Here is a 12,319-nt window from a genome sequence, read left to right on the forward strand (position 1 = left end):
ATAATATGGCTGACCTGTACCGGATTTTGCCTGCTTTTGACCCCATCAGAGATGTTTGCCGAAACAGTGCCGATGCCTTTCACGCTCAGCTACGACAAACTGCTCCCTGTTCCTTCCGGGTATGCGTGTCCGCCAAATGCGTTATCCTGTGTGACCTCAAAAGATGCCATCCAGTTTTTGCCAGGTGATGAGCTATCCCTGCCTGCACGATTTTTAATGAGAAACCCGGATGATTTAATGCCAGTTTATTATCTGGACAAGAAAAATAGCGGTTATAACAGCGGCTATGAAAATAACAGCGGCTATGAAAATAACAGCGGCTATGAAAATAACAGCGGCTATGAAAATAGTGACGATGACAAGATAATGCCTCAGAGCGATGAGGCAGCTCATTATCTGAAAGCCCAGTTTGAAATAATGACCAGTAAAAACATCATTCTCATTACTCCCGCTGAGGCAGGCACCTGGAAGCTATTACGGCTCGATCTTCACCCGAAGCTGGTTGATGACTCATGGGGCTCCATTCAAAACAGTATTCTTGTCCCCAGAGGGGAGGTGGCAGTACTGCAAAAAATTCGCGGCAATCTCACTCTGACTTTACAGCTCTTTGGAGATAACAGGCCGGCCAATGGGGTCATCATCGATTCTGAAGGAGTCGTTTACAGGGGGGATGACACTCCATGGTTGAGTAACCCTGAAGACAGTGGCAAGAACGATAAGAACTACTCAAGTGAAGTGACTGGAGGTAAAAGTTATTCATCCGCAGTCAGAAAAAAAACATCATCCCGCAGTAATCCAGTAACTACAGGAGCCGGAGGAGGCGCTACGGGGGCGGGTGGTGATGACGGAGAGGATGATGACTGGAAAAAAAGGCAAAAAAAAGCCGATGGGGCTGAGCGGGCATTTATACATTTTACAGATGAGGAACTTGAAAAGCAGTCAATGAAAACCCTAATAAGTTATCTGAAAAAACTTCGTGATACAGAGAGAGATAAGGCAAACAAAATCGTCAGTATCATCGTAAATAAAAATGAAAAGGCTAAAAAGAACCACAAAATGTCACCAGATACTGTTTATAAGTTGATTGGCCTTTTAGACAAGCGGCAATTTAACAGAAGCAATGCGCTTATGGGCAAGTTGAGAGGGCAAATAGATGCTAAGCGATAATCGCTATTTGGAAACTGTATTGTGCCGGCCGGTTGGTGGTGCTGATCAGTACGAGATAAAACGCAAGGCTTGGGGCTTTAAAATTCCAAACCTTGCGGCTGAGCTGAATGATTATTGATAATAAAGCAGCTTACAAACTCTTCATACGACCACCGTCTACAGTCAGGCTGCTGCCGGTGATGTAACTGGCAGCATCGGACAGCAGGAAGGCCGCAGCTTTGGCGAACTCTTCTGCTTTGCCATAACGCCCCATGGGGATGTCGGCCTCAACTCTGGCGCGAGTCTGGTCTCTGGAAGTACCACTACGACCGGCAACGTACTGGTTTAACGCATCCATACGGTCGGTCTGGATACTGCCGGGAATCAGGTTATTAATACGAATGTTATCTTGAGCGAGCTGGTCTGCCAGGCTTTTTGCCAGACTGGCCACGCCGGAACGCATAACTGTACTCAGGGTCAGGTAGTCAACGGGTTCTCTGGCGGTAGAAGACGTCAGGGTCAGTATGCTGCCGCCGTTGACCTTGAGGGCTGGCAATGTTTCACGAATCAGGCGTACAGCACTCATCAGGGTGAGTTCAAAAGCGTTTTGCCAGGCTTTGTCGTCCAGCTCGTCAAAAGAGCCCGGAGGTGGCCCGCCAGCGTTGATCACAACGCCATCAATATGCCCAAAATCATCCAGAGTTGACAGAACCCAGTGGCGGATACTTTCCTGGTTTCGGGCATCGAAGACATAGCCACGAATTTCCGAACTGGTTTCACTGCTGATGTTCGATGCCGCCTGTGCGATTTTGTCGGGTGAACGGCTGGCGATTGAGACTTTTGCCCCTTCAGACGCCAGTTGTCGGGCGATACCCAGCCCAAGACCAGAGCTGGCCCCGGCTACCATGAAGACTTTGTTTGTTATATTTAGATTCATCGTACCCCTCCATCCGAGTGACTGATTCTAACGTCAAATGTCTTTTAAATCAGCTGCACCCTGAAAGAATCTTTGAACAGGTTTAAACGACGACTGACCGATGGGGCTGTGTCAGGTATTCTCTCGACTGCATTTCCTGCAGGCGGCTGAGGGTACGCTTAAACTCAAAACTCAGTCTGCCTTCGGCGTACAGTTCTGGTAACGGTACTTCAGCAGAGACAATCAGCTTGACATGGCGATCATAAAACTCGTCGATGAGGTTGATAAAGCGGCGCGCCTGATCGTCTTTGCTGGCGTTCATTTGTGGAATGCCTTCAAGTATCACTGTCTGAAACAGGCAGGCAAGTTCAATATAATCATTCTGGCTGCGGGGGCCGTCACATAAGGCTGTAAAGGTAAACCATGCAAGGTCTTCGCAGCTGTGTTTGCAGGGGATTTCCCGGCCAGCAATCGTAACAGGCTGATTACCTGTTGCATGGTTGAAATCGGCGGCCAGCGAGGCGAAAGCATCTGTCAGTCGCGTACTGGTCTGTTCATTCAGAGGGTAGTGCCAGGTTTCAGCCTGCTCCAGCAAACGTAGGCGGTAGTCAACGCCGCCATCCACATTAACGACCTGTGTGTGTTCTTTTAATAGTGCAATGGCAGGTAAAAAACGGGCGCGTTGCAGGCCATCTTTGTAGAGCTGGTCTGGTTCGACATTGGAGGTGGCTACCAGTGTCACACCCCGAAGGAACAGTTGTTCAAACAGTCCGCCCAGAATCATGGCGTCGGTAATATCGGACACAAAGAATTCATCGAAGCAGATAATCCGGGTTTCGCCAGCCAGCTTCTCCGCCACTTTTTCCAGCGGGTTCTTTTCGCCTTCCAGTCCTGTTAATTCAGAATGCACTCTGCGCATAAAATGATGAAAGTGCATGCGCATTTTCTGCTGAAAGGGCAGGCAGTCAAAAAATGTATCCATCAGGTAGGTTTTGCCGCGCCCGACACCGCCCCAGAAATACAGCCCCGGAACCGGTGTTTTGTGCTTTGATGTGAATGGATTAAGACGTTGCAGCCATGATGGTGACGGAGTGGCCATCAGTCGGTCGTAGAGGTTTTGTAACTGCTTAACCGCCTCCAGCTGGGCAGGGTCCGGCATAAAGTCGTCGCGTTTCAGGTCTCGCTGGTAGCGTTCCTGCGGAGTCATGCTGCTTTTCATTGTCAGGTCTGGCAAACGTTATTGGTTGTTATAGCTTCTGGTGATGATCCAGTTGCTGGTCAATGTACCGTTATGCCGTTGAGGCAGCAACCGCAAGAACAGGTAAAGAGAGGGTAACCCGCGTAAGAACCACCCGACCTATGTATACTTTGGCATGGAAAAAATATAACGTAAGCAAAACTGGCTTTCAGGATCGGGGAGTGGTTTCTCGTTGAACAATGAGCATTATCTGAGTCATAGGCAGACGAAGCCAGAACGTACCATTGAGGCAATACTGTGGAAGATATGAATGTACTTTGGTTTGTAGGGAGTCTGGCGTTTCTGGGGGGAATGCTGGCAGGGGCTTTGCTTTACCATCTGCTGGCCGGGCCTAAGTCTGAACGGGGCAAGCTGCAGAACCAGCTGGATGAACTGCAGAACGACTTCAAAGATTATCAGAGCAAGGTGTCTGATCATTTTGGTACCACTGCACACCTTATCAACAAGCTGACTGACAGCTATCGTGATGTTCATGAACACATGGCGAATGGTGCAGAAAATCTGTGTGAAGATGAAGCAGTAAAAAATCGTTTAAGTGACGCACTGCTGAGCAGCAATGCCTTGTTGTCTGGAAAGGTTACCAAGCGCAGGACCGAGCGCCCAAAGGCGGTGGAGCAACCAAAGGACTATGCTACAAAGCAGGCTCCGGATGAAAAGGGAACCCTGTCTGAAGAGTTTAGTGTGAAACCGGAAGATAAACCCGCCGCACCAGCGGTAGAGGTCGAACCTGTTAACCCGGCGGCTGAAGAGAAACAGGCTATTTAATGACAGGCGAGAGCAGGAAATCCTGCTCTCGCGTTTTGGGTATGCCTTTAAGCCATAGAATCCAGATACTTCTCCGCATCCAGAGCTGCCATACAGCCGGTTCCGGCGGATGTGATGGCCTGACGATAAACGTGGTCCATAACATCTCCTGCCGCAAACACACCTTCTTTTGATGTCAGGGTGGCATTGCCTTCCAGACCGCTGCCGACAATGATGTAACCGTCTTTCATCGCCAGCTGTCCGTCAAAAATGCCGGTGTTTGGTGAGTGGCCGATGGCAATAAAGCAACCGAGGGCGTCAATGTCCTGTGTCTCTCCGGTCAGTACGTTTTTAACCCGTACACCGGTGACGCCCATGTCATCACCCAGCACTTCTTCCAGTACTGAGTCCAGTACCAGACGCATGTTGCCGTTCTCTACCCGGTCCATCATTTTATTCTGCAGAATTTTTTCTGCCCGGAAGCCCTGACGGCGATGAATCACGGTCACTGTTCTGGCAATGTTGGACAGATACAGCGCTTCCTCAACCGCTGTGTTACCACCACCGACAACAACAACATCCTTATTCTTGTAGAAGAAACCATCACAGGTGGCACAGGCCGACACGCCTTTGCCCTTGAAAGCGTCTTCACTGTCCAGTCCCAGATAACGGGCGCTGGCACCGGTGGCAATAATCAGGGCGTCGCAGGTGTAGGTGTTGCTGCCTTTCAGGGTGTAAGGTTTTTTGCTGAAGTCGACTTCTTCAATATGATCGAATACGATTTCTGTGCCAAAACGCTTGGCATGTGCTTCCATATCTACCATCAGACCCGGCCCCTGCAAGCCTTCAGAGCCCCCTGGCCAGTTATCCACATCTGTGGTTGTCGTTAGCTGGCCGCCCTGCTGCATACCGGTAATAATGACCGGCTCAAGGTTGGCGCGGGCGGCATAAACCGCAGCGGTATATCCGGCGGGGCCTGACCCGAGAATAAGCAGGCGGCAGTGTCTTGGAGAAGGTTTAGCTTCGCTCATTTTTATACTCCTTGGAATGCGGCATCCTGCAGATGTCAGCGCAAGTATTCTTGAAACTAACAGTCGAAAAAATCTGGTCGGAAAAAATCGAAAGCTGAAAGCTTGAAAACAGAAAACAATAATAACACTGGTCAGGATCAGAACCAGTGAATATAAGACTAAAAATCAAAAAGCAGAGTTAATTTTTTTGCGAGCAGACCAAGGACTATATCAAGTTGCCCGCGCCAGGTAAGGTAGTCCCTGCTCTTTCATTCTCGCCTTCCTGTATAAGCGATAGGGTAAGGGAGTTTTCTGTTTCTTCATGGCGCTGGCACACAAACGTATTGCTGGAAGCTTTATGCCTGAACTGAGTACCGCTAGACGTATTGACGACAGAAAAATGCATCCTGCCTCTCCAAAACTAAAGGAATATTCATGTATTGGTTCAAGTGGCTGGCTTGAAAAATTGTATATCCCCCTGGTGCTTACTTTCCACATTATCAATCCGGAAAAGCCAAGCCCCTTGTTCGGGGCTTTTACAGGTTGGCTGATGGAAAATGAGGGGTTGCAACAGAAATAGCCTTTCAGGAAAGATTGATTTGAACAGATCAAAATTTCTGAAGGATCAGACATGTGTACAACACCCTCACTACGTCCTATGTTCGCATTTCCCGGCTGGGTAATCGAGCAGATTGATATTGATTGGGAAGTCAAACAAGCTTTTGTCTATCTCCGCAGGGATGGCCGAATTCAGCACGAGAAATGCAGTCAATGTGAAACCCCTATGGGACAAATGAAGACAAAAGATCGGTGTGTCCAGGATTTACCACTGGGAGTTCTACAGGTAAATCTTCTCTTCACAGCTTTTCAGGGCCGCTGCTCACACTGCAACAATATTGAAACCGTTACTATTCCTGGTTTAACTCCCAAGGCTCAGGCAACCGATCGCCTTAAACGACACGTCAGCCATTTATGTCGCTATATGCCCTGCGACAAGGTGCCTGAATTCATTGCTATATCCGGTGGTACTGCCCGTCGTTGGGATAAAGAGATGCTGCTGAGAATGCTTCCAGCTCCAAAGCGTGACGGTATTCGCGCTCTGCTCATTGACGAAAAATCCATTGGCAAAGGCCATCAGTATCTTACCGTTGTTCTTAACGCCGACTCAGGAGAAACCCTCTTCCTTGGTGAAGGCAAGCGAAAAGAGACTCTGGATGAGTTCTTGAGCAGCCTGACTGAAGAGCAAAAAGCGAGCATCGAGTGTGTTGGCATAGACCGTGGTGGCAGCTATCAGGCTTCGGTGAAAGAGCACTTGCCCAATGCGGATATTGTATACGACAAGTTTCACATTATTGCCAATTATAATGATGTGATAGATCAGATAAGGCGCAGGGAGTGGCGTCAGGCTGAAGAAGAGAACAAGCCCTTTATCAAGGGTCAGCGGTTCAACCTGTTCATGAACCCTGAGAACCTGACTCCAAAGCGAGAAAGCAGTCTGAAAGAGCTCTTGAGCATGAACGAGGATCTCAATCAGGCTTACATCCTGAAAGACATGCTCAAACAGCTATGGACGTACACGTACAAAGCGTGTGCCGGCAAGTTTCTGGATAGATGGATAGAGTTAGCAAAAGAAACCGGAATTGCAGAACTTAAGAGGTTTGCTAAGGGCTTGGACAGGGCAAGAGAGGGCTTGCTGTCGTACTGCCATCATCGTATAACCAGCGCGAAGATTGAAGCTTTCAATGGAGTCATCAAACGGATTATCTACAAAGCTTGTGGCTACAATGATCTTGATTACCTCTATCTTAAAATCAGGCAGGAGGCTGTAAAATGATCAGCCAACCTGTAAAAGAGCCCCTTGTTCAAAAAAAGGGTTCAACAACAAGATAAAGTTGCCGCTGCGCGCAACCCACTCTAATTCGTTATACTGGTGGGCTAGTGCAGCTAAGCGCTAAAAAGCATGCATGGATATAACGCTTGTCAGCACCAGGCATGCGGCATTCCAATAACGAATCATAGAGTTGAAAGCATGAATGAGTCCGTTACCAGAGGTTCCGGGTATTTTCTGGAAGGTCTGAAGCAATTGCCAGACCCGGCCATTCGCTGGTTTGTTCTGCTTCCGATGATGATTAACCTGCTGGTGTTTGGCGGACTGATTTATCTGACCTTCCGGCAGTTTGGCATCTGGATGGAAGACCTGTTCGGCTGGATACCCTCCTGGCTGTCCTTTCTGGAATACCTGCTCTGGCCTTTGTTGTCCATGGCGGTGCTGGGTGTGGTTTTCTTTACCTTTACGATTCTTGGTAACTTAATTGCAGCCCCTTTCAATGGGCTGCTGGCAGAAAAAGTCCAGCGACTGAATGGAGCCGATGATCTGCCGGATTATGAGCTGAAAGACTGGTTGGTTCTGCTGCCCCGAACCGTTTGTCGTGAGCTTCGTAAACTCGTGTATTACCTGCCCAAGGCGCTGGTGCTGTTGATTCTGTCGATTATTCCGGTGGTTAACCTGGCCAGCCCGGTACTCTGGTTTCTGTTTAACAGCTGGATGATGTCGATCCAGTATTGTGATTACGCTGCAGATAACCGGGGAGTGTCGTTCAATGACATGCTGGTCAGGCTTCGGGAGCAGCGTAGCAGTGTCTGGGGTTTTGGTGCAACGGTCTCTTTATTGTTGCTGGTACCTTTTATAAATCTGGTGATTATGCCTGCTGCCGTTGTAGGCTCTACCCTGCTGTGGGAGCGTCAGATTGAACGCCAGAGAGTTGGCTGCTGAGGAAGGTCTGGAAGACGACGGCTACCGTGTTGTTCTGAACTGCAACAGTCATGGGGGGCAGTCCGTTTATCATATCCACCTGTGTTGTTCTGAACTGCAACAGTCATGGGGGGCAGTCCGTTTATCATATCCACCTGCATCTGATGGGTGGGCGTCAGATGGCATGGCCTTCGGGTTAAGTTCGGGGGATTCGCGATTCTTTCCGATAACTGTCTTGGAAAGAATCATCGGAAAGAGTCAGGGATAAGTTGTCCGGGAACCGACGATCAGGCTTCAACCACTTCGTAACTGTGGCTGACTTTAACGCCACCTTTGCCCAGCATAATGGAACCCGAGCAGTATTTATCGGCAGACAGGTCGACGGCACGTTTTACCTGAGATTCTTTCAGTTCCTTGCCTGTCACCACAAAGTGCAGGTGGTTGCAGCCCCTGAAAAGAGAGTCAATACAAGACTTTCACTCAATCATTATTGAGGTTTTCGAGAATGCCCATTCCAAAGCTTTTTTCATATTGGCCTTTTGTCTTAATCGTATTTTTTCATTCTGGCGGAGTACTTGGTGGATATGGTGTGTTCATTGACAGACCCGGGCTATTTGCAGGTGGATTACCAGAGGCGGTTAAAAAAGAATGGTTATTAAAACAGATGCCTCGTTTTTCGCCGACTATGGATAAGTAGTTATAAATTAGCTATCGAATATTTTTGACCGTCCGGTTACTAAAAATAGTTATTCCAATTCTACCGGCAGCGCTCAGTGTAGTGATTATACTCCAGCTATCACCAACAACACCTGCGTTACTGCTTCAACGAAAATGAAAACCGTTTTACCTATCACAGATGGGGCCATTAGAGAAACCCTGCAGATCGCCAGGAGTCATGGCCCAACACCCTATGTCAGAGAAAGAGCACACGCTGTACTGCTCAGCTCTCGTGGCTTTCCTATGGCTCAAATTGCCGATATCTTTGAGGTTCAGTACCAGACGGTATCACGCTGGCTTGATGACTGGGAGGATTATGGTATTCGAGGGCTATACAAAACACACGACGGAGGGAAGAAACCTATTTACAATTCTGAAGAAGAACTGCGCATTAAAGAACTGGTGGCTAAGGAACCCCGCCGTATATCATATGTCCAATCCAAAATCGAAGAGGAAACAGGCAAATCCGCATCAAAGACGACAATAGGTAGAATAATAAAAAAGCTGGGGATGGTTTACAAAAGACTCCGTAAATCATGCAAGCATAAAAGAGATGAGGAGCAGTTTCAGCGTAGTAAGGCAGCATTGAAAGATGCTCAAGAAGCTGAAGATAAAGGTTTAATTAATTTGTTCTATTTTGACGAGTCAGGGTTTAGTCAGGAGCCTTGCGTACCTTATGGCTGGCAGGAGAAAGGCAAACAGCTCCGTATACCTTCAGTAAAAAGTAAAAGAATCAATGTTCTGGGGTTTATGAACCGTTCCTGTGAACTGTTTTATTACCCTGTAATTGGATCAGTTGATAGCAAGACAGTCATTGATATTTTCGACTATTTTGCCTATCAGATGACAGCTCCAGAGTACGGAGGAGATGATCGTTACACTGTGGTCATTATTGATAATGCCAGCATTCACACCAGTAAAGCGTTCCGAGCAAGAATTGATGACTGGATTCTTGAGAAAAAAATGATTGTTTTATTTCTCCCCACATACTCTCCCGAGCTCAACCTGATTGAGATTCTATGGGATAAGGCTAAATATGAATGGATCGATATATTATCAATTGTGAATTTCAGAGGCTTTGAGAAAGAGGTAAAGCGAGTTTTTGATGGGGTCGGTCAGGAATATATGATTTCGTATGCATGACTACTTAAATGTGTTAATGAAGGTAAAAGCTGGGTTGTTATTAATGACCCTATGAAGCTTGAAATTGACCACTTCAGTATACAGCTCCCAGCTGAACATAAGCAGGATACTGCTCGTCCTTTCTATCTTTTAATGAGTGATACAACCCGGCTTTCGACAATGGGGGAACCTGTGCATATAAAGCAGGTTCCTCCGGGTGAAGAGGCTTTGATGAACCCTCAGCGGGTGGAAGCAGGCGCTTTTTCAACAGCGAAAAATTGTCGCCCTGTGCTATTAAAAAATGGAAGTAAGGATGATTCTTCTATCAGGGACGCGATCAGGATTCCTTATCATGATGATTTTTTATGGCTTTACACAGGAGTCAACGGGTTTCTGTATCTTTATTCAGATGCAAAGCTACCAGCAGCTACTGATGACCGGATCATTATCGCAATAAAAGACTACTGTCCTGTGCTTGTCGAGCTAGATCAGGATAAAACCGTCCTGAGTTTATTGTGTGATGAGTCAACAGAGATTTTAGATATTGCCAGGAAGGAAATGCATGACCAACAGTCCGTGGTTGTTTTCTGGTACAACACCTCAGGTGTTTTGATGGTTTCTGTGCGTTCTCCGGAAGGCAGCACACTAACCATGACAGCAGAAGAATACCGGGACAACCACTCTCTTTTTTATGCTGCGCTTAAAGAGATGCTGGTTGCAGGCAGAGCCGATTTTGTTCGCCAGCCGGCTCCGGGAACCGTGATTGTCAGACCCGGTGGAGAGCCCATACGAATTCCACTCCAAAAACCTGAAAAAGAACCAGATAACCAGGAGCCGGAGGATGGAGGTACCGACAAAAACAATCAGCAGGGAGGTTCTTTTCCATTTCCAGCAGACTCGACGTCAGTTTTTTTCTCAGGTGGCAGTGGCAATGTTGTCGGTTCTCAGGCGTTATCAGGTACATTTTTTGGTGGCGGCTCACAACAGGGAGCTGCTTCTGCCCCTGCTCAAGCGCCTCAGCACCAATTGGGTGGAGGAGCTGTCGCGACCTTAAACAGCAAAATGGTTCCACTTCTTGCTGATAAGGCAGGAAATAATAACAGTGTGTTCTCGCCCATGAGCCTCGCTATTCCTCTGGCGTTACTTGGCACTGGTGCAAACGGCTCAACGAGGAACGAGTTCCAGGAACTGATGAACTCTCAGCCGTCGCCACAATCTATGGAAAATAGACTAGAAAGCCTGGTACAGGCTTCAAAAGTAATGAGTAACAGTGACGTTGTTACAGTAGGGAACCTGGTTGTAACGAGACCTGATATTGCTGTGAAGCAAGAGTACCAGCTTGTCATTACTAGAATGTTTCAATGGTTAACCAGACCCCGCCACTTTGAATTTTCCTGGAAGGCTGAGCCTAACCTGTCAAGTGATCAGTTTCGAAATTGGCTGAATAAGGCAGTCAGTGATCTGACGGCAGGGAAAATACCTAACCTTCTGACCCAAAATCTATCATCTGATACGGTAATGGTGCTTGTTAACACGATTCTTTTTAAAGCTAAATGGAAGAAAAAATTGTCTTTGGAAGCTGGTTTCGTTTTTAAAGGTGTTGACAATCCTTGTCATGGAAAAACAACCCCCGCTGTTCGTTATAAAAATGCCCTTCACGCCTTTGTTCACAGTGATCTCGGACGAGAGTGGCAGGGGGTCTGGTGCCCTTTTTCGGATGAAAATTTCGGGCTGCTGTTAACCATGCCGCGTTCATGGCATTACCAGAACGCACTTAAAGATGATGTTGATGTTTTTGCTAAAAGTATGACTGCAATTCATCAAGGGGGTCATCATTTTGTCACAGCGATCTTTCCAAAAATGAAGGTGGAGTCAGGATGGAATCTTGCAGGAATGCTTCGGCAGCAAGGGATGATTCCCTCTGCCTTTACAAGGCTGGCTGACTTCAGTCGTCTGTTTGAAGTCTCCGGGGTACACATCTCCAGTGTGATCCAAAAAGCCATTTTTGAATTAGACGAGGTGGGTGTTCAGGCCGCAGCTGCAACACTTGTATCCACCGGTTTATTTTCAGGAATGATACCTAACCCGGAAGTCAGGTTTGATCATCCTTTCAGGGCCACTATAGTACACAGGCCTTCAAATTTAATTTTGTTTGAAACAACGATCAATAAAACACCTGATCAGCCCAATATGACCTGGTAATAGGCGCTGGTGCTGTTGATTATGCCCGCTGCCGTGGTAGGTTCTACCCTGCTGTGGGAGCGTCAGATTGAACGCCCCTGATGAGTTGGGACAGAATGGAGAACCGTTAATGAACTGTCTTTTCTGCAAGATGGTGGAAGGTGAAATCCCCACAAACAAGGTGTATGAGGATGATGAGCTACTGGCGTTTCGGGATATTAATCCTCAGGCACCGACGCATATCCTGATTATTCCGAAAAAACACATTGCCACGCTGAACGACACTTCAGCTGATGATCAGTTATTGCTGGGTAAAATTATGTTGAAAGCCAGAGAGCTGGCGGCTGAGGAAGGTCTGGAAGACGACGGCTATCGTGTTGTTCTGAACTGCAACAGTCATGGGGGGCAGTCTGTTTATCATATCCACCTGCATCTGCTGGGTGGGCGTCAGATGGCATGGCCTCCGGGTTAAG

13 protein-coding genes and 1 pseudogene are annotated in these 12,319 nt (G+C 47.6%); 10 read left to right on the forward strand and 4 right to left on the reverse strand.

Translation table 11 applies throughout. From position 1 onward, the window contains the following. The first annotated feature begins 72 nt into the window (after positions 1-72). Positions 73-1,167 carry a hypothetical protein gene (locus NX722_RS00660; protein WP_262566263.1) on the forward strand — a complete coding sequence of 365 codons (1,095 nt, stop codon included), beginning with the start codon at positions 73-75 and terminating at the stop codon, positions 1,165-1,167. A 130-nt stretch (positions 1,168-1,297) separates the two neighbouring features. Here NX722_RS00660 and NX722_RS00665 read toward each other — a convergent pair whose 3' ends face one another. Next, positions 1,298-2,083 carry an SDR family oxidoreductase gene (locus NX722_RS00665; RefSeq protein WP_262566264.1) on the reverse strand — a complete coding sequence of 262 codons (786 nt, stop codon included), beginning with the start codon at positions 2,081-2,083 and terminating at the stop codon, positions 1,298-1,300. Positions 2,084-2,165: 82 nt separating this feature from the next. Next, positions 2,166-3,269: a cell division protein ZapE gene (zapE, locus tag NX722_RS00670; RefSeq protein ID WP_262566265.1), complete on the reverse strand. Its 1,104-nt coding sequence runs from the start codon at positions 3,267-3,269 to the stop codon at positions 2,166-2,168. A gap of 297 nt (positions 3,270-3,566) precedes the next feature. Between zapE and NX722_RS00675 the strand changes: the two genes are divergently transcribed. Next, positions 3,567-4,085 (forward strand): YhcB family protein, encoded by a 519-nt coding sequence (locus NX722_RS00675; RefSeq protein WP_262568752.1) that lies wholly within the window; start codon positions 3,567-3,569, stop codon positions 4,083-4,085. Positions 4,086-4,132: 47 nt separating this feature from the next. On the opposite strand, the gene trxB is transcribed toward NX722_RS00675, so the two are convergent. Further along, the gene (gene trxB, locus NX722_RS00680; RefSeq protein ID WP_262566266.1) at positions 4,133-5,095 is read right to left on the reverse strand and encodes a thioredoxin-disulfide reductase; all 963 of its coding nucleotides are present in this window, start codon (positions 5,093-5,095) and stop codon (positions 4,133-4,135) included. A 337-nt stretch (positions 5,096-5,432) separates the two neighbouring features. On the opposite strand from trxB, the gene NX722_RS00685 reads away from it, so the two are divergent. The 4 genes and pseudogenes from NX722_RS00685 to NX722_RS00700 all read left to right on the forward strand — a co-directional run. Beyond that, the gene (locus NX722_RS00685) at positions 5,433-5,654 is read left to right on the forward strand and encodes a hypothetical protein (RefSeq protein ID WP_265442324.1); all 222 of its coding nucleotides are present in this window, start codon (positions 5,433-5,435) and stop codon (positions 5,652-5,654) included. A 51-nt stretch (positions 5,655-5,705) separates the two neighbouring features. Next, positions 5,706-6,908 (forward strand): ISL3 family transposase, encoded by a 1,203-nt coding sequence (locus NX722_RS00690; RefSeq protein ID WP_262563714.1) that lies wholly within the window; start codon positions 5,706-5,708, stop codon positions 6,906-6,908. 195 nt (positions 6,909-7,103) lie between these two features. Beyond that, a complete protein-coding gene (cysZ, locus tag NX722_RS00695; RefSeq protein WP_407647941.1) occupies positions 7,104-7,847 on the forward strand; it encodes a sulfate transporter CysZ in 744 nt (247 codons plus the stop codon). An 83-nt stretch (positions 7,848-7,930) separates the two neighbouring features. Continuing rightward, positions 7,931-8,026, forward strand: a pseudogene (locus NX722_RS00700) (HIT domain-containing protein); the annotation flags it as partial. Between the two features lie 87 nt (positions 8,027-8,113). Here the strand turns inward: NX722_RS00700 and NX722_RS00705 are convergent. After that, on the reverse strand, positions 8,114-8,251 hold the full coding sequence (locus NX722_RS00705; protein WP_407647942.1) for an OsmC family protein: 138 nt from the start codon (positions 8,249-8,251) through the stop codon (positions 8,114-8,116). Between the two features lie 80 nt (positions 8,252-8,331). Here NX722_RS00705 and NX722_RS00710 point away from each other — a divergent pair, with 80 nt between their 5' ends. From NX722_RS00710 to NX722_RS00725, 4 genes are all read left to right on the forward strand, one after another. Further along, on the forward strand, positions 8,332-8,523 hold the full coding sequence (locus NX722_RS00710) for a hypothetical protein (protein ID WP_262566268.1): 192 nt from the start codon (positions 8,332-8,334) through the stop codon (positions 8,521-8,523). A 134-nt stretch (positions 8,524-8,657) separates the two neighbouring features. After that, entirely contained in the window at positions 8,658-9,686 is a 1,029-nt protein-coding gene (locus NX722_RS00715; protein WP_262563789.1) for an IS630 family transposase, read from the forward strand. Between the two features lie 225 nt (positions 9,687-9,911). Then, the gene (locus NX722_RS00720) at positions 9,912-11,867 is read left to right on the forward strand and encodes a serpin family protein (RefSeq protein WP_262566269.1); all 1,956 of its coding nucleotides are present in this window, start codon (positions 9,912-9,914) and stop codon (positions 11,865-11,867) included. A gap of 109 nt (positions 11,868-11,976) precedes the next feature. Then, positions 11,977-12,318, forward strand: a complete 342-nt coding sequence (locus NX722_RS00725) for a histidine triad nucleotide-binding protein (RefSeq protein WP_262566270.1) — start codon at positions 11,977-11,979, stop codon at positions 12,316-12,318. Position 12,319 lies beyond the last annotated feature (1 nt).

This window comes from Endozoicomonas gorgoniicola, from assembly GCF_025562715.2.
GTDB lineage: Bacteria > Pseudomonadota > Gammaproteobacteria > Pseudomonadales > Endozoicomonadaceae > Endozoicomonas_A > Endozoicomonas_A gorgoniicola.